General features: G+C 64.7%; 21 protein-coding genes. 12 read left to right on the top strand and 9 right to left on the bottom strand.

All coding sequences use genetic code 11. From position 1 onward, the window contains the following. Positions 1–9: 9 nt before the first annotated feature. Positions 10–141 carry a hypothetical protein gene (locus C4S73_RS28960; protein ID WP_280177617.1) on the bottom strand — a complete coding sequence of 44 codons (132 nt, stop codon included), beginning with the start codon at positions 139–141 and terminating at the stop codon, positions 10–12. A 9-nt stretch (positions 142–150) separates the two neighbouring features. Beyond that, a complete protein-coding gene (locus C4S73_RS23230; protein WP_103874970.1) occupies positions 151–522 on the bottom strand; it encodes a DMT family transporter in 372 nt (123 codons plus the stop codon). A gap of 245 nt (positions 523–767) precedes the next feature. Between C4S73_RS23230 and C4S73_RS23225 the strand changes: the two genes are divergently transcribed. The 4 genes from C4S73_RS23225 (at position 768) to C4S73_RS23210 (ending at position 5,112) form a co-directional block, all read left to right on the top strand. Beyond that, the gene (locus C4S73_RS23225) at positions 768–1,394 is read left to right on the top strand and encodes a hypothetical protein (RefSeq protein WP_103874969.1); all 627 of its coding nucleotides are present in this window, start codon (positions 768–770) and stop codon (positions 1,392–1,394) included. Between the two features lie 318 nt (positions 1,395–1,712). Further along, positions 1,713–2,639 carry an ABC transporter ATP-binding protein gene (locus C4S73_RS23220; protein ID WP_103875037.1) on the top strand — a complete coding sequence of 309 codons (927 nt, stop codon included), beginning with the start codon at positions 1,713–1,715 and terminating at the stop codon, positions 2,637–2,639. A gap of 11 nt (positions 2,640–2,650) precedes the next feature. Then, positions 2,651–3,412, top strand: a complete 762-nt coding sequence (locus C4S73_RS23215) for an ABC transporter permease (RefSeq protein WP_103875036.1) — start codon at positions 2,651–2,653, stop codon at positions 3,410–3,412. Positions 3,413–3,489: 77 nt separating this feature from the next. Next, complete coding sequence (locus C4S73_RS23210) at positions 3,490–5,112, top strand: peptide chain release factor 3 (protein WP_103874968.1); 1,623 nt, start codon at positions 3,490–3,492, stop codon at positions 5,110–5,112. Positions 5,113–5,248: 136 nt separating this feature from the next. On the opposite strand, the gene C4S73_RS23205 is transcribed toward C4S73_RS23210, so the two are convergent. Together C4S73_RS23205 and C4S73_RS23200 are read right to left on the bottom strand one after the other, a co-directional pair. After that, on the bottom strand, positions 5,249–6,553 hold the full coding sequence (locus C4S73_RS23205) for an aminotransferase class V-fold PLP-dependent enzyme (protein ID WP_103874967.1): 1,305 nt from the start codon (positions 6,551–6,553) through the stop codon (positions 5,249–5,251). A gap of 88 nt (positions 6,554–6,641) precedes the next feature. Next, on the bottom strand, positions 6,642–7,112 hold the full coding sequence (locus tag C4S73_RS23200; protein ID WP_103875035.1) for an Lrp/AsnC family transcriptional regulator: 471 nt from the start codon (positions 7,110–7,112) through the stop codon (positions 6,642–6,644). Between the two features lie 197 nt (positions 7,113–7,309). Here C4S73_RS23200 and C4S73_RS23195 point away from each other — a divergent pair, with 197 nt between their 5' ends. Further along, on the top strand, positions 7,310–7,831 hold the full coding sequence (locus tag C4S73_RS23195; protein WP_160115889.1) for a cysteine dioxygenase: 522 nt from the start codon (positions 7,310–7,312) through the stop codon (positions 7,829–7,831). A 133-nt stretch (positions 7,832–7,964) separates the two neighbouring features. Then, on the top strand, positions 7,965–8,558 hold the full coding sequence (locus C4S73_RS23190) for a glycoside hydrolase family 19 protein (RefSeq protein WP_103874965.1): 594 nt from the start codon (positions 7,965–7,967) through the stop codon (positions 8,556–8,558). Positions 8,559–8,651: 93 nt separating this feature from the next. On the opposite strand, the gene C4S73_RS23185 is transcribed toward C4S73_RS23190, so the two are convergent. Next, positions 8,652–9,806, bottom strand: a complete 1,155-nt coding sequence (locus C4S73_RS23185) for a trans-sulfuration enzyme family protein (protein WP_103874964.1) — start codon at positions 9,804–9,806, stop codon at positions 8,652–8,654. Between the two features lie 113 nt (positions 9,807–9,919). Here C4S73_RS23185 and C4S73_RS23180 point away from each other — a divergent pair, with 113 nt between their 5' ends. Continuing rightward, a complete protein-coding gene (locus C4S73_RS23180) occupies positions 9,920–10,429 on the top strand; it encodes a TspO/MBR family protein (protein ID WP_103874963.1) in 510 nt (169 codons plus the stop codon). 126 nt (positions 10,430–10,555) lie between these two features. Here the strand turns inward: C4S73_RS23180 and C4S73_RS23175 are convergent, their stop codons facing one another. From C4S73_RS23175 to C4S73_RS23165, 3 genes are all read right to left on the bottom strand, one after another. After that, positions 10,556–10,930 (bottom strand): response regulator, encoded by a 375-nt coding sequence (locus C4S73_RS23175; RefSeq protein WP_103874962.1) that lies wholly within the window; start codon positions 10,928–10,930, stop codon positions 10,556–10,558. A gap of 12 nt (positions 10,931–10,942) precedes the next feature. Continuing rightward, positions 10,943–11,503, bottom strand: a complete 561-nt coding sequence (gene hpt, locus C4S73_RS23170; protein WP_103874961.1) for a hypoxanthine phosphoribosyltransferase — start codon at positions 11,501–11,503, stop codon at positions 10,943–10,945. A 153-nt stretch (positions 11,504–11,656) separates the two neighbouring features. Next, complete coding sequence (locus C4S73_RS23165) at positions 11,657–12,472, bottom strand: zinc-ribbon domain-containing protein (RefSeq protein ID WP_160115888.1); 816 nt, start codon at positions 12,470–12,472, stop codon at positions 11,657–11,659. Positions 12,473–12,755: 283 nt separating this feature from the next. Between C4S73_RS23165 and ftsE the strand changes: the two genes are divergently transcribed. The 5 genes from ftsE (at position 12,756) to C4S73_RS23140 (ending at position 16,606) form a co-directional block, all read left to right on the top strand. Further along, a complete protein-coding gene (ftsE, locus tag C4S73_RS23160) occupies positions 12,756–13,415 on the top strand; it encodes a cell division ATP-binding protein FtsE (protein WP_200828079.1) in 660 nt (219 codons plus the stop codon). Beyond that, positions 13,402–14,364, top strand: coding sequence for a cell division protein FtsX (locus tag C4S73_RS23155; RefSeq protein WP_103874959.1), 963 nt, complete (start codon positions 13,402–13,404; stop codon positions 14,362–14,364). Before ftsE ends, C4S73_RS23155 begins: the two co-directional genes overlap by 14 nt. Before the next feature lie 153 nt (positions 14,365–14,517). Continuing rightward, the gene (locus C4S73_RS23150) at positions 14,518–15,294 is read left to right on the top strand and encodes a YdcF family protein (RefSeq protein ID WP_244595742.1); all 777 of its coding nucleotides are present in this window, start codon (positions 14,518–14,520) and stop codon (positions 15,292–15,294) included. Between the two features lie 50 nt (positions 15,295–15,344). Further along, entirely contained in the window at positions 15,345–16,109 is a 765-nt protein-coding gene (locus C4S73_RS23145; RefSeq protein ID WP_103874958.1) for a lysophospholipid acyltransferase family protein, read from the top strand. 104 nt (positions 16,110–16,213) lie between these two features. Beyond that, on the top strand, positions 16,214–16,606 hold the full coding sequence (locus C4S73_RS23140) for a hypothetical protein (protein ID WP_103874957.1): 393 nt from the start codon (positions 16,214–16,216) through the stop codon (positions 16,604–16,606). A 24-nt stretch (positions 16,607–16,630) separates the two neighbouring features. Here C4S73_RS23140 and C4S73_RS23135 read toward each other — a convergent pair whose 3' ends face one another. Continuing rightward, positions 16,631–17,194, bottom strand: a complete 564-nt coding sequence (locus C4S73_RS23135) for a gamma-glutamylcyclotransferase (RefSeq protein WP_103874956.1) — start codon at positions 17,192–17,194, stop codon at positions 16,631–16,633. Positions 17,195–17,319: the final 125 nt, after the last annotated feature.

Here is a 17,319-nt window from a genome sequence, read left to right as displayed (position 1 = left end):
GACAGGGCATCAGCGCAGGCCGCCGGGCAGGCGCGGCCGCTGGTTGCGGACCGGGATCGGGATCGGCCGCAGCACGTGATGCGACATGGGCGGCTGCAGCAGGACCCCGAGACGAAGGAAGAGGCGTACGATCAGGTCCATGTCAGTCCCTCAGCTCTGTGCGATGAAGATGGTGCCCAGAACGATGAACCCGATGCCGGCGATGCGGGCAGGGCTCAGATCCTCCTGGAAGACGAAATAGGCGTAAACCGCGACCACGACGTAAGCGAGGCTCAGAAACGGATAGGCGTAGCTGATCTGAACCTTTGACAGCACGATCAGATGCGAGGCCATGCTGATCACGAAGGTGCACAGGCCCGCGAAGACGAACGGATTGAAGACGACCCGGAAGACGGTCGAGATCAGTCCGTCGTTGGCAACGTCGAGATTGCCGACCCCCGTCGTCATCCCGCGCTTGAGCATAAGCTGTGCGGCTGCATTGGTCAGCACCGTGAACAGGATCAGGGGAATGTTGGAGTTCATCGACCGCAAGCTTTTCCGTGTGGCTCTCGGACTTCTGGATGCAGCGGAAAATACTTCAAATGCCTTATGAGGCGGGTCTTACTTCATCGTAACGTTAAGACGATGCTGCTCGAATATCAGGAATTCGGCCCCATCCGGCCTGACGCCCGCTCGCGCGTAGCTGAAGGGCGCAGGCCGCCGATCCTGTCGCGATCTGACCAGGATGGCGTTAGCCTGGACGCGCATCTTTCAGCCCGGTCGAGCCCATGCCCCTTCCCAATCGCGTCAGGCCCGATGGCTCGCTCTTCGCCGATCCGGCGCGCGGCAGCTTGTTCGGCAATCGTGGCGGACGTTTTCATGACCCGCGGCACCGCGATCCACCGGTGCGGGTCTATGCCAGCCGCCAGTGGATCTGCTGCGTGCTCTCCTTCAAGGACAGGCGGCGACAGGTCTGGGGACAGGGCTACACCGAACTGTTCTTCTGCGACGAGGTTACGGCATTGGCCGCCGGCCATCGCCCCTGCATGGAATGCCGGCGCCGCGACGCGCTGTCCTACCGCGCCGCGCTGATGCGCGGCCTGAGCATGAAGGACACTCCGTCCTTTCCCGAGATCGACCATCTGCTCGATGACGAGCGGCGCATCGGGCGCGTCAAGCGCGTGCATGTGATGCCCGCGAAAAGCCTGCCCGACGGGGTCGTTATCCTGCTGGACGGCGGCGGATTTCTCGCGCTGAAAGGCAATGTCGCGCTGCCCTGGTCGCCGGCCGGCTATCTCCCCCCTCGCGAGCGACCAGATGGCACCGCCAGCGTGTTGACCCCGCCATCGACGGTCGTCGCCCTGGCCAATGGCTATGTTCCGCTCTGGCATGTCAGCGCCGAACACTCCCCATGAAGTATTCGCCAGTCCCATGAGGAACTTTGTCGCGCATCTCGGCGTTGCCCCTGCATCATTTGTCCAACTGGGGTGCTTCAAATGCGTTCAATTGCTCTTTGGCTTCTCGGGGTTCCGATTCCGCTGATCATCCTGCTCTGGTTCTTCATGCGCTGAGCTGTCGATCGCAACTGAGAATAATAATGGCCGGGCTTCGCCCCGGCCATTTGCATTTTCCACTGCCGACACCAGATGACAGGCGCTCATGCTCTCCCTGCCGCGCGCCCCGCGCATGCTTCACTCGTCGCAACCGCCCACGAACTGTCCTATATGCCGCACATGCAGCCGATCATCTCCGTCTCTGGCCTGTCCAAGACCTATGCCTCTGGCTTCAGCGCGCTGAAGTCCGTCGATCTCGAAATCCGGCGGGGCGAAATCTTCGCGCTGCTCGGCCCCAATGGCGCGGGCAAGACGACGCTGATCAGCATCATCTGCGGCCTCGTGACCCCAAGCACCGGGCAGGTGCTGGCCGATGGCCACGAGATCGTGCGGGACTACCGCGCCGCCCGCGCCAAGATCGGGCTGGTGCCGCAGGAGCTTACGACCGACGCCTTCGAGACCGTCTGGTCGACCGTCACCTTCAGCCGCGGGCTCTTCGGCAAGCCGAAGGACCCTGCCTTGATCGAGACCCTGCTCAAGGATCTCTCGCTCTGGGACAAGCGCGACAGCCAGATCCGCATGCTCTCGGGAGGCATGAAGCGCCGCGTGATGATCGCAAAGGCCCTCTCGCATGAGCCGCGCATCCTGTTCCTCGACGAACCCACGGCGGGCGTCGATGTCGAGCTGAGGAAGGATATGTGGCAGCTCGTTCGCCGGCTGCGCGAAAGCGGCGTCACGATCATCCTGACCACACACTATATCGATGAGGCCGAGGAGATGGCCGATCGTATCGGCGTCATCAGCAAGGGCGAGATCATCCTCGTCGAGGAGAAGATCGAGCTGATGCGCAAGCTCGGTCGCAAGCAGCTCACGCTTTCGCTGCAGGCCCCGATGACGGAACTGCCCGCCTCGCTGTCCGGTTACGCCCTGGCACTGGCCAAGGATGGCGCGGAGCTCGTCTACACCTACGACACCAAGGCGGAGCGCACCGGCATCACCGCCTTGCTCCAGGACCTGGCCAATGCCGGCATCCGATTCAACGATCTGCGCACCAGCCAGAGTTCGCTGGAGGACATCTTCGTCAGCCTGGTGAAGGACCGTCGATGAGCGCTATCGGAATGAACTGGCACGCGATCCGCGCGATCTATCGCTTCGAGATGGCCCGGACCTGGCGCACGCCGTTGCAGAGCATCGTGTCTCCGGTGCTCTCGACCTCGCTTTATTTCGTGGTGTTCGGCGCTGCCATCGGCTCGCGCATGCAGGCGATCGATGGCGTGCCCTATGGCGCCTTCATCGTGCCCGGGCTGATCATGCTGTCGCTGCTGACGCAGAGCATCGCCAACGCCTCCTTCGCAATCTATTTCCCGAAATTCACCGGCACGATCTACGAACTGCTCTCCGCCCCTGTGGCCTGGTGGGAGGTGGTGATCGCCTATGTCGGCGCCGCCGCCACGAAATCGATCCTGCTCGGTTTGATCATCCTGGCAACCGCTGCACTGTTCGTGCCGCTCCAGATCGCCCATCCGTTCTGGATGCTGCTCTTCCTCGTGCTGACGGCGACGACCTTCAGCCTGTTCGGCTTCATCATCGGAATCTGGGCGGACGGTTTCGAGAAGCTGCAGGTCATTCCGCTGCTGATCGTGACGCCCCTCGCCTTCCTCGGCGGCTCCTTCTACTCCATCGAGATGCTGCCGCCGGTCTGGCGGACGGTGACGCTCTTCAACCCGGTGGTCTATCTGATCAGCGGCTTCCGCTGGAGCTTCTATAACATCGCCGATGTCAGCCTGGGCGTGAGCCTCGGCATGACGCTGGTGTTCCTCACCGCCTGCATCGCCATCGTCGGCTGGATCTTCCGCACGGGCTACCGCCTGAAGAACTGACGCGGGGCAGCTGCTTATCGACGCGGTCCGATCGGCCGTCATTGACTTCCCGGCCTCATCCTGTCTTCAAGCTGCGCATGACCGACCTTTCGACACTCGACAGCCCGGCCGGCGCCGTGGCGCAGCACGCCCGCCGCCGCACCTTCGCGATCATCTCGCATCCGGACGCGGGCAAGACGACGCTGACCGAAAAGCTGCTCTATTTCGGCGGCGCGATTCAGCTTGCCGGCGAGGTCCGCGCCAAGGCCGGCCGGCGCCAGACCTCGTCGGACTGGATGAAGATCGAGCGCCAGCGCGGCATCTCGGTCGTGACCTCGGTGATGACCTTCGAATATGGCGGCAACGTCTTCAACCTGCTGGACACGCCGGGCCACGAGGACTTCTCGGAAGACACCTACCGCACCCTGACAGCGGTCGATTCCGCCGTGATGGTGATCGACGCGGCCAAGGGCATCGAAGCCCGGACCAAGAAGCTGTTCGAGGTCTGCCGGCTCCGCGACATCCCGATCGTCACCTTCATCAACAAGGTCGACCGCGAGACGCGCGACCTGTTCGATCTCGTCAACGAGATCGAGACGACGCTGGCGCTCGACGTCGCGCCGATGACCTGGCCGGTCGGGCGTGGACGTGAATTCGTCGGCACCTACGATCTCAAGGCCAACACCTTCCGGCGCAACCAGAAGGGCGACGAGCGGGCGCAGGACCTTGCCGTCACCGGCCCCGACGACAAGCTCTTCGACGAATTGCTGCCCAATGGCGCAGCCGAAACCTGGCGCGAGGAGGTTTTCCTGGCGGCCGAGGGGCTAAAGCCCTTCGATCTCCAGGCCTTCCGCGAGGGCCATCTGACGCCGCTCTATTTCGGCGCGGCGCTGCGCGACTACGGCGTGCGCGACCTGATCGATGCGCTCGGCCTCTATGCGCCGAGCCCGCGCGCGCAGATCGCCGACAAGCGCCCGATCGAGGCCGACGAGCCGAAGATGACCGGCTTCGTCTTCAAGATCCAGGCGAACATGGACCCCAACCACCGCGACCGCATCGCCTTCATGCGAGTGTGCTCGGGCAAGCTCTCGCGCGGCATGAAGGCCAAGTTGGTGCGCACCGGCAAGCCGATGCCCCTGAACGCGCCGCAGTTCTTCTTCGCTCGCGACCGCTCGATCGCCGAGGAAGCCTTTGCCGGCGACATCGTCGGCCTGCCCAATCACGGCACGCTGCGCATCGGCGACACGCTGACTGAGGGTGAGGATATCGTCTTCAAGGGCGTGCCATCATTCGCGCCTGAAATCCTGCGCCGCGTCAAACTCAAGGACGCGATGAAAGCCAAGAAGCTGCGCGAAGCCCTCCAGCAGATGGCCGAGGAAGGCGTCGTCCAGCTATTCCTGCCCCATGACGGCGCCCCCGCCATCGTCGGCGTCGTCGGCGCGCTTCAGCTCGACGTGCTGAAGGAGCGCATGGATGTCGAATATTCGCTGCCCGTCGATTTCGAGCCCTGCCAGTTCTCGATCGCGCGCTGGGTCTCGTCCGACGACAAGCTCGCCCTGCAGAAATTCGTCGGCCTGAAGCCGTCCTCGATGGCGGATGATCTCGACGGCGATCCGGTTTTCATGGCGTCCAGCCAGTTCACGCTGAAATACGACGCGGAACGCGCGCCCGACATCACCTTCTCCGACGTGAAGGACTACCAGAAGGTCGCGAAGGGCTGAGCCTTCCCTTCTCCCCTTGGGGGAGAAGGTGCCCCGTAGGGGCGGATGAGGGATGTTTGGTGCAACCCTTCCCTCACCCGACCCGGCTTCGCCGGGCCACCCTCTCCCCCAAGGGGAGAGGGACAAACGCGCGAATTCACCCCGCCCGATTGCCCGAAACCACCGCCAGCGCGGCGACGAACCGGTCGAGATCGGCCTCCATGATATAGGGCGCGGGCGAGATGCGGATGGTGTTGCCCTTGGCGACGCCGCCGCGCCGCACGGTCATGACCTTGTGCTGGTCGCGCAGCGCCGCGACGATCGCATTCGTCTCGGCCGGCGCGCGCTTGCCGGTCAGGGCGAAGGAGGTGATGCCGGCGACCATGCTCGGATCGTCCGGGGTCTGGATCTCGACGCCCTTCAATTCGCGCGCCTTGGCAACCCAGTAATTGCGCAGGTGGCGATAACGCGCCTCCTTTGCCTGGGGTCCGATCTCCCGATGCAGCGCAAGCGCTGCCGGGACGGCAAGCTGCGCCGCGAAGTTCGGCGTACCCGTGTGCAGGCGTGAGCGGATGTCGTCGGCCTTGAAATCCTCGTCGGCCATATAAGGATCGATGTCGGCGAGGCGATCCCTGGCGATATAGATCATGCCGACGCCGAGCGGGGCGCCGATCCATTTGTGCAGGTTGAAGCCGATGAAATCGACGCCGAGATCCTTGGCCTTGAAGTCGATCTGGCCCCAGCTATGGGCGGCGTCGAGGATGACGTCGGCGCCACGCGCCCTAGCCATCGCCGCGATCTCCTTCACCGGCATCATCAGCCCGGTACGGTGGCTGATATGGGTCAGCAGGAGCAGCTTCGTCCCGGGATTGGCCTTCAGCGCCGCATCATAGGCGTCGAGTACGCCCTGACGGGTCGCAGGCTCGGGAATGTCGAACTTCGCGACGTTCACGCCGCGCCTGTCCTTCAGCCAGTTCATGGCATATTGCATCGAGTCGTAGTCGAGATCGGCGTAGAGCACTGTGTCGCCGGCCTTCAGCTTGTTGTAGCCGGAGATCAGCGCCTGGAGCGCCTCGGTCGCGCCACGCGACAGCGCGATCTCCTCGCGGGCGACGCCGAGGAATTCCGCGAGCGGAGTACGGACATCGTCGAGATCCTTGCCGATCTTGGTTCGCGCATAGACGGTGTTCTCGAAATTCACGAAATCCGTCAGGCGCTTGTATTCTGCCTTCACCGGATCGGCCATGATGCCCCAATAGCCGTTTTCGAGGTTCACCATCTCGGGCGTGACGCTGTAGAGGCCGCGCACGGCATTCCAATAACCTGTATCGGCGCCAAGGTTCGAAGTCGGCAGCGCCGGCAGGGAGCGCGCGAGAACCGGCACGGCCTGCGCCGCCAGCACGGCGGTGCCCAGGCCCACCAACAAAGCGCGGCGGCTGGTCTGCGGAATGTGGCCCGACATGTTCGTGATCTCCTGAGATGACGAACACGGGGTTATCGGGGAATTGTCTCGGCCCTGTGACGGGTCATGGCGTCAGCCGGCTTGCCCCTCAAGATCCGAGCGCCGCGAACCCCAGCGGAATCGCCGTCGTCGACTTCAGTTCCTCCATGGCGAACATCGAGGTGACGTCGTTGAGATCGATGCGCGAGATCAGCTTCTTGTAGAGCGCGTCATAGGCGGCGATATCGCAGACATAGGCCTTGAGCAGATAATCGATCTCGCCGCTCATCCGGTAGAAGTCGACGATCTCAGGCAGATCCTGCACCGCCGCGTGAAAGCGTTCGAGCCATTCCATCGAGTGGCGCGCCGTCTTGACCGCGATGAAGACGGTGACGCCCGCCTGAAGCCGATCCCGATCGAGCAACGCGACGCGGCGCTTGATGTAGCCGGCGCCTTCGAGCTTCTGCACGCGCCGCCAGCACGGCGTCGGCGACAGCCCGACCGCTTCCGCCAGTTCCGCCAGCGGCAGGCTCGCATCCGCCTGAAGCCGCGAGAGAATGCGAAGATCGAAGGCGTCCAGCTTGGCCAAGGGAACCTCACTTGAATCGGAACGCAACTATCGCCTCACGACGAAACGGCGCAATAACTTTCTCAATATCGATTCATTCGTAGCATTCGTTTCCAAATTTGAGGGAATTCCGCGCGAGATCGCAAACCGTTTTCGGCCCATGGCGCTATCATGTCCCTGTCGATGGATCGGAGCGGAACGGGATGCACGTGCAGGATTTTCTGAGCGAAGAGCGACGCGGTGCTGTGCTGCGCAGCCTGCGGACGGATGAGGGTACGCTCTCGCGCGATTATCTGACTGCGGCGCGCAATGTCCTGCGCGAACTCGTCGCCATGCCCGACCTGATCCAGCGCCTGCCGCTCGAGCGCAAGGCCGGCGGCTACACCCGTAACCTGCTCGCCGGCAACGACGCCGTCAGCATCTGGGCGATCGTCTGGGGCGAGGGTTCGACCACCTGCATCCACGACCACCATTGCTCCTGCTGCTTCGGCGTCGTCTCAGGCACCGTCACCGAGACCTGGTATCGCGCCATAGACGCGACGCGCGCCGTCCCCGTCGAGGAGCAGGAACGCCAGGCCGGCTATGTCGCCTGCATGCTGCCCTCGGGTCCGAACATCCACCGCATGCAGAATCTGGGCGCGGGCGACGCCATCTCGATCCACATTTACGGCTTCGACCATGAGGCCCATGCGTCTTCGATCGAGACCCAGTACACCGCCGTCAACGGCTGAGGGTCGCCAGATCAGCCTTGGCCCCTTCGACTTTGCCAAGGCGACCACCTCGCGGAAGCGGGACAGGAAAACCACCTTATCCCCGTCACCTCACCGGCAACGATGATGGCCTCCTCAAAAGGAGGAACAGGCCATGTCGATGCGAGGAACCGGCGGCGCATCCACGCCTCCCGTCGCGCCATCCCAACCGCCGCTCGCCGTCACCGCAGAGCGCTTGCTGCATCTTTCCCCTTCAGGCAAGCCCGCGATCATCTCCGGCCTGGCCGGACATTTCGACCGGCTGGCGCGGGAACAGGGCATCACGACACGCCTGCGCGTCTGCCATTTCCTGGCACAGGCCGCGCACGAAACCGATGGTTTCCGGACGCTAAGGGAATATGGCGGCTCGGCCTATTTCAGCCGCTACGAGGGTCGCCGTGATCTCGGCAATTCCCAGGCCGGCGACGGCATCCGCTACCATGGCCGTGGCATCTTCCAGCTGACGGGCCGGGGTAACTATCGCCGCTTCGGAGCGATCCTCGGCGTCGACCTCGAAGCCGAGCCGGAACTGGCGGAAGCCCCCGACATTTCCCTCGCTGTCGCCTTCGCCTATTGGCGAGAACGCAGGATCAACACCGCCGCGGATGCAGATGATGTGGCCGGCGTCACGAAACTGATCAATGGCGGGCGCAACGGACTGGCCGAGCGCGCGCGTTTGCTGGAAGTGGCTAAACGGGTCTGGGTTTGAGAGCCCGTCATTCTCGGGCGGAGCGAAGCGCAGACCCGAGAATCTCCGGCAGGAGATGGTCGGGACAGGCCCGACCATCACGCCTATGATGCCCTACGCGTGCCCCACCTTCAGCGCCTGATCGAGATCGGCATAGAGATCCTCGACATCCTCGATTCCGGTCGACAGCCGGAGCAGATCGGTCGGGCATGGCGAGCCGGCGCCCTCGATCGAGGCGCGATGCTCGATCAGGCTCTCGACGCCGCCAAGCGAGGTCGCGCGCTTGTAGAGTTCGACATGAGCCGCCGCCTTGATCGCAGCCTGCTCGCCGCCGGTGACCTGAACCGAGAGCATGAAACCGAAGCCGCCTGCCATCTGGCGAGCGGCGATATCGTGGCCGGGATGCTGCGGCAGGCCGGGATAGAGCACGCGCGCCACCAGCGGATGGGCTGAAAGCCTCTGGGCCAGGGCCATCGCCGAGGCCGACTGGCGCTCCTGCCGGACATGGAGCGTGCGCATGCCGCGCATCAGCAGATAGGCCTCGAACGGTCCGAGGATGCCGCCCTGCATCTTGCGGACCGTCTTCACCCGGCCCCAGAATTCATCATCCTCGCGCGCGCAAAGTGCCCCGGCGACGACGTCGGAATGGCCGTTCAGAACCTTGGTCGCCGCGTGCATGACGATGTCGGCGCCGAGCAGCAGAGGCTGCGTATGCACCGGCGAGGCGCAGGTCGAATCAACAGCGAGCTTCGCGCCGGCCTTATGCGCGATCTCCGCGGCGGCCGCGATATCGGTGATCGTCCAGAGCGGGTTCGAGGGCGTCTCGGCCCAGACCAGCTTGGTCACGCCGGGCTTCACCGCAGCCTTCAGCGCAACGAGATCGTCGGTCTCCACGAAATCGATCTTCAGGCCCCAGCGCGTCGCTTCGGTCAAAAGCCAGGAGCGCAGCGCCCAGTACATCACCTTGGAGGCGACGACATGATCGCCCGGCGACAGCGCCTGGAACACGGCCGTTGCCGCCGCCATTCCCGAGCCGAACAGCAGCGCGCCGGCCTTGGCCTGCTCCAGCATGGCGAGCACGCTCTCGGCCTCGCGCACCGTCTCATTGTCGGGCCGGCCATAGACGAAGCCGGAGGAATAGGCGTTGTCCTCGTCGCGAATATAGGTCGTCGCGATATGGATCGGCGTGACCACCCCCTTCGTCAGCGGATCGATCTTGCCCATCGCCTGAGCGGCGAGTGAGCGGGGGTGGAGCTGGCGCTTGGACATGGGGGATCCCGAAAGTTCCATGAGGGACTGGAATACCCATCTGGCGCAGGCGGCAGGGGCTATGCAAGCCTGTTGACCTTGCCGCCCACGCAACCACGCCCCATCTCGCAAGCATGAGCACGAGCCCTGCCCACGCCCCCACCGCGCAGCGATCCATCTGGATCGATCTCCTCATCGCGATCGTGCCGGTCGTCGCCGCTTCGCTGATCGGCAGCGCGGTGACCGTGCCGCAGATTCCGGGCTGGTATGCGACGCTGGCCAAACCACCCTTCAACCCGCCGAACTGGATTTTCGCCCCGGTCTGGACCGCGCTTTTCGCCATGATGGCTTATGCGGCGTTTCGTATCCTGAGATTGCCTGCGGAAACCGAGGGCAAGACGAAGGCGCTGGCGGCCTATCACATCCAGCTTGCGCTGAACGTGCTGTGGTCCTGCGTCTTCTTCGGGCTGAACAGCCCGCTCGGCGGCATTCTCGTCATCGTCCCGCTTCTGGCGATGATCCTGGTCACGATCGCGCGCTTCCGACCGCTCGACCAACTCGCGGCCAAGCTGCTCTGGCCCTATGTCGCCTGGGTCTCGTTCGCGACGCTGCTCACTGTCTCGATCTGGTGGTTGAACCGCTAAAGGCGCTCCGGTGAGTCAACTGGCGTGGCTTTCGAGAATCGGAGCGCAGCGGACTTCTCGTCCGTGAGCAGCGGAAGCGCAGAAGGCTACGTCAAGCGGCCGCCGGAGTAGAGTTTCGAGACGGCCTCAGCTGATTGAGCGCTCGATCACGCGGAGCACCGTCGCCCTCAGCTCGGCGATGGTGAAGGGCTTGGCCATCACTTCGGAAACGATCGCCTCAAGGCTCTTGGCCCGCTCGCGCTGCTCGGCATAGCCGGTCATCAGCATGATCGTGAGGTCGGGGAATTCCTGCTTCGCCGCCAGCGCCAGCGCAATCCCGTCCATCAGCGGCATGCGGATGTCCGTCAGCAGAAGGTCGAAGCGGCCCTTTTCGGCGATCAGGATCTCAAGCGCCTCGGCGCCGTCCGACGCCGTCAGGCAGCTATGACCGTCCATGGTCAGCCCGCGTGCGACCAGCGTCCGCAAGGGCTCCTCGTCATCGACGACCAGAATGCGAGACATGATCGCTGACCCCTAGATTCCCGGCAGGCCGGCCTGGTCGGTCATCTCGATGACACCGACATAGGGCAGCTGCCGATAGGAATGGGCGACGTCCATGCCGTAGCCGACGACGAAATAATCGGGGCATTCGAAGCCGACATAATCGGCCTTGATGTTGACCGCGCGCTTGCCGGGCTTTTCCAGCAGCAGCGCGCTCGAGACTTTCGCCGCGCCTCGCGCCGCCAGCAGGTCCTTCGCGAAAGCGAGTGTGCGGCCCGATTCCAGGATGTCGTCGACCAGCAGGACCTCGCGTCCGCGCACATCGCTCTGCACGTCGCGCAGGATCTCGACCTGGCCGGAGGACACCGTGCCGCTGCGATAGCTGGACAGGTGGATGAACTCGACCTGCGGCGACATGCCGGCGCGGTGCATGGCGCGGATCAGGTCGGCAACGAACATGAAGCTGCCCTTCAGCACGGCGACCACAAGCAGGTCGGCCGGCGTATTGGCGGCAATGGTCTGAGCCATCTCCTCGTTGCGGCGCGCGATCGCGGCCTCGTCGAAGAGCACCCTGATGCGGTGTGGCTCTGGCATGGTCTCGCTTTCCTTTCGCGGTTGCCACGACGATGGCGACCGGCTTGTTCAATTGCTGCGTGATGTGTCTGGGCGGCAGGTTTATACGATCTCGCCGGATCGGATAGTGCAGCCGGCACGACGGAGACGCAAAAACCCGGCCGAGCGGCGGCGTCAGCGTACGCTTGCGAGATTCGCCGGCCCTTCTGACGTAAAACGCACCTGCACGGATTGTCCATTCGCCGGCGGCGATGCCAGTCTGGCCCGGAAACGCATCAGTTCGGACGGCTCCAGATTAGGACGCGGCGGCTCTGTCGTCCATGTGTAGAGGGTCTGGCCTGAGGCATCCTTCACGGCGACCTCGATCAACGGCACCCTGGTGCTGCCCTTGGCGATGTTGGTGACATCGCCCTCGACGACCAGGAAACGGCCCTGGCCATCCTCGACCAGCCCGCTTTCGACGGCGGTGAGGCTGAGACCACGCACATTCACGGGAAGACCGATTTTTTCGAAGAGCACGGCGAGTTGCGGTGCACCGCGCACCGCGAGGTCGCGCTGCCAGACCAGCGTCCCGGCCAGCACAACGCCCGCAAGCGTCAGCGCGGCAGGCGCAAACATCCCGCCAAATCTCGCCGTTGCGGGCTTGGCGGCACCGCCGCGCGCCTTGCGGGCGGGCGCACGTTTGGGGCGGGGCGGTGCGACATCATGGTCCTGTGCGTTGTCCTGCACATCCGCGGCTTCCAGATCCGACGCCTCCCCACGCTCGGCCGCCAGCGCCGTCACCTGCGCCTCGATGAGCGCGGCCTGCTCCAGCTCGTCATTGAGCAGCGCCTTGGTTTCCTCCGCCGTCGGGGCGACAGGGACTTCCAGTGCCGCTTCGACATGCCAGGAGGTCTGACAACCGGCACAACGCACCTTGCGCCCGGCCGGCCCCAGTTTGGCCGCGTCGAGTTCATATTGGCTGGCGCAGGACGGGCAGACGATCAGCATGACAGCCAGACGGTTCCTTCGCGATGATGACGGATGGCGACGCCGCATAGCGGGCGCGCCAGAAGAGCTTTCACCAGCGCGAGGCGGCGGTTCAAGCTCTGCCGCCCGCTCCTGCGGACACGCCTCTCCATTGGCGCGATTTATGGTTAACGCTGCGTGAAGAAACTCTGCGGCATGGTCCTTTCAGCCCATTGGCTTTCCGGCGAGGGCTTGCGGTGTAGGATCGACGGACGAGATTCGCGGAACAGGTGCGAGATTCGCGGAACGGGTAAAGGAACGGGGATTGGTTCGGTTCGAAAATGTCGGCCTGCGATACGGCATGGGTCCGGAGGTACTGAAGGACATCAACTTCAGCATCGCGCCGCGCTCGTTCCAGTACCTCACCGGGCCGTCGGGTGCAGGCAAGACGACCCTGATGCGCCTCGTGCTGATGGCGCTGAAGCCGACGCGCGGCCTCGTGAACCTGTTCGGCCAGGACGTGTCGCGGCTCGACGCCGATACGCTCACCGCTTTTCGCCGCCGCATGGGCGTCGTGTTCCAGGATTTCCGCCTGCTCGATCATCTGACGGTCTACGAGAATGTCGCTTTGCCCCTGCGCGTGCTGGGCAAGGAGGAGACGAGCTATCGCGCCGAGGTCGTCGAGCTGCTGCGCTGGGTCGGCCTCGGCGAGCGCATGCATGCCGTGCCGCCGGTCCTGTCGGGCGGCGAGAAACAGCGCGCCGCCATCGCCCGCGCCCTGATCGGCCGCCCCGAACTCCTGCTCGCCGACGAGCCGACCGGCAATGTCGATCCCGGCCTCGGCCGCCGGCTGCTGCGCCTGTTCATGGAGCTGCAATCACTTGGCACAGCGGTGGTGATCGCGACCCATGATCTCACTTTGATGGAACTCTACGACGCACCGCGTCTGGTTCTCGCCGACGGTCATCTGCATGTCGATGCATGAGCCTGACGGGCATGAGCACGAGCATGAAGAGCGCGCTTTGCCGTCGAACCTTCGGCGCGACCAGCCGCTCGTCCCCGTCGACTCCGTCGCCGGCCGCGCGCTCATGGCCGTCATCGCGATCCTGACCTTCCTGGCCGCGCTCAGCGCCGGCGCCGCCGTGCTCGCCGCCCGTGCCTCCGAGCAATGGCGCGGCGCCGTCGCCAATGAGATGACGATCCAGATCCGCCCCGACTCGCGCCGCGACACACAGAGCGATGTCGCGCGAGCCGTCGCCATGGCGCAGGCGGTCGATGGTATCGAAGCGGTGCGCGCCGTGCCCAAGGCCGAATCCGACAAATTACTGGAGCCCTGGCTTGGCACGGGGCTCGATCTCGTCGAATTGCCGGTGCCGCGGCTGATCGTGCTGAAGCTGAAGAGCAATGCCAGCCCCGATCTCGCCAGCTTCGGGGCGGCGCTCCGCCGCGAATTGCCGACCGCGATCCTCGACGATCATCGGCTCTGGGTCAGGAGGCTGTCGACCATGGCGAGCACGATCATCCTGTCGGGCACGGTCGTGGTGCTGCTGGTGCTGACGGCAGCAGCGCTCGCCGTCGCCTTTGCAACGCGCGGGGCGATGGCCGGGAGCCGCGACAGTGTCGAGGTCCTGCATCTCGTTGGCGCCAATGACGCCTTCATCGCGCGCGAATTCCAGAGCCGCTTCGTCAGGCTCGGCCTGAGAGGCGGCGCCATCGGCGGGCTGGCGGCAATCGTGGTGATCGCCTTGCTGGGATGGCTGGCGTCGAGCCTGAGCGCCGCGCCCGAAGCCGAACAACTGCAGGCGCTGTTTGGCGCCTTCGAGATCGGCTGGAGCGGCTATGCGGCGGTAATTCTGGTCGCGACGGTCGTGGCTGCGATTGCCGGACTCGTGTCGCGCTTCACGGTGCGGCATTATCTGCGCATTCTGGCCTGAGATGACAGGCAACCAGGAACCAGTTTCGGAAAAGGCCCCGCTGCTACCAGGGAAAGGAAGTCTTAACGCCTGCGGCAAGGGACGGACTTTCCATGCCGCCGTTATGCCCGAATACGGATGTATCCTGTTGATGTCATGGCGATGATAGGAAGCATGAACGACCCTCTGGCGATATCGCCGCGCAGGTCGGCGGATGCCCGGCGGGCGCCGGCCTCGCTGTGGCGCATCCTGTTGACGGTGGCCTGGATCGGCCTCCTCGCCTCCCTGACATTGCTGGGCCTCGGCTATGTCCGCTTTGCCTCGGCCATCGACGCACGCGAGCCGGCGTCGGTGCCGCGCACCGATGCGATCGTCGTCGTCACCGGCGGGTCGCAGCGCGTCGGCGACGCCATCGGGCTGCTCGGGGCCGAGCGCGGCTCGCGCCTCCTGATCAGCGGCGTCAACGAGAAGATCGGCCGCGAGGAGCTCGCAAAGCTCAACCCCTCGGCGCGCGAACTCCTCACCTGCTGCGTCGACCTCGATTATCGCGCACGCAATACGATCGGCAACGCCATCGAGACCCGCCGCTGGGTGCGCCAGCACGATTTCCGCTCACTGCTGGTCGTCACCTCGAACTACCACATGCCGCGCACGCTGGCCGAATTCGCCCATGCGATGCCCAATGTGCGTTTCGTTCCGCACCCCGTCGTGACCGATCAGATCGACACCTCCGGCTGGTGGAACCAGTGGCGCACCGTCAGGGTGCTCGTGCCGGAATACGCCAAATATCTCGTCGCACGCCTGCGCGGCGTCTTCGAGAAGGACCCGGAAACTTCGAGGCTCTCGATCATCATCGGTGGCCGCAAGCCGATCTCGCCCAAGCCGGCAAGCATGCTCGGCCCCGAGCATGAAAAGCGCACCCGCCTGCAAAGCAGCCGGCGCGATGCCTGAAGCCACACGACGCGCTTGACGGCGGACGGCCGGCAGGGTCTTTGCGCGCCATGCTGATCCTGCGCTCGCTCCTCTCGAACATCCTGTTCTACATCAACCTGTCGCTCTGGCTGGTCTTCGCCGCATTTCCGGCGCTGCTCCTGCCACGGCGCTACCTCCACAAGGTCGCCATCGGCTGGGCGACCAGCGCGCTCTGGCTGATGCGCATCACCGCCGGGATGCGCTACGAAATCACCGGCCTGGAAAACATCCCGAAGGGCGGGCTGATCGTGGCGGCCAAGCACCAGTCCTTCTGGGAGACCTTCGTGCTGATCACGCTGTTCCCGGATCCGGTCTTCATCCTCAAGCGCGAGCTGACGCGAATCCCCTTCTTCGGATGGTGCCTCACCAAACTCGAGATGATCCCGGTCGATCGTGGCGGGAAAGCGCGCGCGCTTGCCCAGGTGGCACGCCGCGCCAAGCGCGAGCTCGGCGAGAGGGGCCGCCAGCTTCTGATCTTCCCGGAAGGCACGCGTCGCGCGCCCGGCGCGCCTCCGGCCTACAAATTCGGCGTAGCTCATCTCTATGGCGAGCTCAGCGTGCCCTGTGTGCCGGTGGCGCTGAATTCCGGCCTCTATTGGCCGCGTCGCAAGTTTATGCGCCTGCCCGGGACCATCCGCATGGAGTTCCTGCCGCCAATTCCCACGGGATTGCCCAAGGCCGAATTCCAGCGCGTCGTGCAGGAACAGATCGAGACCGCCAGCGATCGCCTGCTGGCGCAGGGCCGCGCCGAACTGGCCCTGCTTGGCCTCGATCCCCTGGCGGAGCGTCGCTGACAAGCTCCTGACACCTAGTGACAGCAGCCTGACAGGCGCCGCTGCAATCTCCTTGACACAGGTCACGTTCGTTCTCATTTTGTTCTGAACAAAGGAGGAACGGCATGGCCGCTCTCGCTTATCAGTTCAAAGACGACCTGTTCGCCGAAGGTACGCCGCCTGCGGCACAGGAGATGCCGATGCGCAGCACGGCTGCGCTGGGCGAGCGGCGCTTCACCGCCTGGCGCGGCCGCTCCGGCCGGCGCTATGTCGCCTCGATCTTCGCAATTGCCGACCAGCACGCGCTGGGCTTCACGGACGCCGTGCTGCTCGCCGTCTCGGCCGACCGGCGCATCATCGCCGCGCGCGACAGCGGCCCCCTCGGCATCGAGGCCGCACTGACACGGTGGCAGCGCTCGGTCGCCGAGGCCGGCGCCCATGAAATCCACGTCCATCTGCTGGCCGAGGACGGTATCAGCCGGCGCGCGGCGCTGCTCGATCTGATGCCGGAAGTCTGAAGTCGTCCGAAGACGCCAAAGCCCCTAGAGATGCGCGCGGGGCTCACCCAGCCCTGGCGCGAGTTCCTGCGCGAGAGCGGCCAGAACGGGATCGAAAATCCCCATCTTGCGCAGATGTTCGTGCGTCTTCAGCACATAGTCCGGGTTCTCGCCGGAACTGCCACGACCCTGTCGCACCAATGCGAGCAACTCGTTCGGCGGCAGGCGCCCGGCATATTGCAGATGCCTGCGATCAGCGACGTAGACCAGCGCCTTGACCTGCCGGCCATCGTCGAGACGCACCGGCATGTGGCGTTCGAGATAGACCATGGTCGCCTGCTCGCGCGCCCGCAGATAGGCAATCGTCTCCTGCGCCTGTTCGGCCGCGACGCGGAAAGCCAGCCCGCGGCATAGCCCGCCGCGATCGAGGCCGAGCACCAGGCCAGGCCGCTCGGGCGTGCCGCGATGGACATGCGAGAATACGCAGAGCGAACGATGATAGCCATGCAGTCTGGCCGCCACGCTCTCCTCGAAGCTGAAGCCCGGCCGCCAGATCAGCGAGCCGTAGCCGAAGACCCAAAGATCAGCCGCGCCGAGTTCCGCTGTCATCACCGCCCCATAATTTGGCCGCGACGGCCTGCTTGATCGGGTCTGCCGCAGATCGCTGTCGCCACAGCGGCCTGTACTGGCGCTTGCTATCCACGCGAGCTAACAATCCCCCCGCCTTTGCGCAA

It is taken from the genome of Allobosea lathyri (assembly GCF_900108245.1).
Classification (GTDB): domain Bacteria; phylum Pseudomonadota; class Alphaproteobacteria; order Rhizobiales; family Beijerinckiaceae; genus Allobosea; species Allobosea lathyri.
The sequence above is the reverse complement of the archived record's forward strand: the minus strand, read 5'-3'. Positions and strand labels throughout refer to the sequence as shown.

Bases quoted from the DNA above. Each gene is read 5' to 3' on its own strand.
- C4S73_RS23220 (WP_103875037.1), top strand. From the start codon at position 1,713: ATGCAGCCGATCATCTCCGTCTCTGGCCTGTCCAAGACCTATGCCTCT.
- C4S73_RS23230 (WP_103874970.1), bottom strand. From the start codon at position 522: ATGAACTCCAACATTCCCCTGATCCTGTTCACGGTGCTGACCAATGCA.
- C4S73_RS28960 (WP_280177617.1), bottom strand. From the start codon at position 141: ATGGACCTGATCGTACGCCTCTTCCTTCGTCTCGGGGTCCTGCTGCAG.
- C4S73_RS23145 (WP_103874958.1), top strand. From the start codon at position 15,345: ATGCTGATCCTGCGCTCGCTCCTCTCGAACATCCTGTTCTACATCAAC.
- C4S73_RS23140 (WP_103874957.1), top strand. From the start codon at position 16,214: ATGGCCGCTCTCGCTTATCAGTTCAAAGACGACCTGTTCGCCGAAGGT.
- C4S73_RS23165 (WP_160115888.1), bottom strand. From the start codon at position 12,472: ATGCTGATCGTCTGCCCGTCCTGCGCCAGCCAATATGAACTCGACGCG.
- C4S73_RS23185 (WP_103874964.1), bottom strand. From the start codon at position 9,806: ATGTCCAAGCGCCAGCTCCACCCCCGCTCACTCGCCGCTCAGGCGATG.
- C4S73_RS23180 (WP_103874963.1), top strand. From the start codon at position 9,920: ATGAGCACGAGCCCTGCCCACGCCCCCACCGCGCAGCGATCCATCTGG.
- C4S73_RS23150 (WP_244595742.1), top strand. From the start codon at position 14,518: ATGAACGACCCTCTGGCGATATCGCCGCGCAGGTCGGCGGATGCCCGG.
- hpt (WP_103874961.1), bottom strand. From the start codon at position 11,503: ATGCCAGAGCCACACCGCATCAGGGTGCTCTTCGACGAGGCCGCGATC.
- C4S73_RS23190 (WP_103874965.1), top strand. From the start codon at position 7,965: ATGTCGATGCGAGGAACCGGCGGCGCATCCACGCCTCCCGTCGCGCCA.
- C4S73_RS23155 (WP_103874959.1), top strand. From the start codon at position 13,402: ATGTCGATGCATGAGCCTGACGGGCATGAGCACGAGCATGAAGAGCGC.
- C4S73_RS23175 (WP_103874962.1), bottom strand. From the start codon at position 10,930: ATGTCTCGCATTCTGGTCGTCGATGACGAGGAGCCCTTGCGGACGCTG.
- C4S73_RS23225 (WP_103874969.1), top strand. From the start codon at position 768: ATGCCCCTTCCCAATCGCGTCAGGCCCGATGGCTCGCTCTTCGCCGAT.
- C4S73_RS23205 (WP_103874967.1), bottom strand. From the start codon at position 6,553: ATGTCGGGCCACATTCCGCAGACCAGCCGCCGCGCTTTGTTGGTGGGC.
- C4S73_RS23135 (WP_103874956.1), bottom strand. From the start codon at position 17,194: ATGACAGCGGAACTCGGCGCGGCTGATCTTTGGGTCTTCGGCTACGGC.
- C4S73_RS23210 (WP_103874968.1), top strand. From the start codon at position 3,490: ATGACCGACCTTTCGACACTCGACAGCCCGGCCGGCGCCGTGGCGCAG.
- C4S73_RS23215 (WP_103875036.1), top strand. From the start codon at position 2,651: ATGAACTGGCACGCGATCCGCGCGATCTATCGCTTCGAGATGGCCCGG.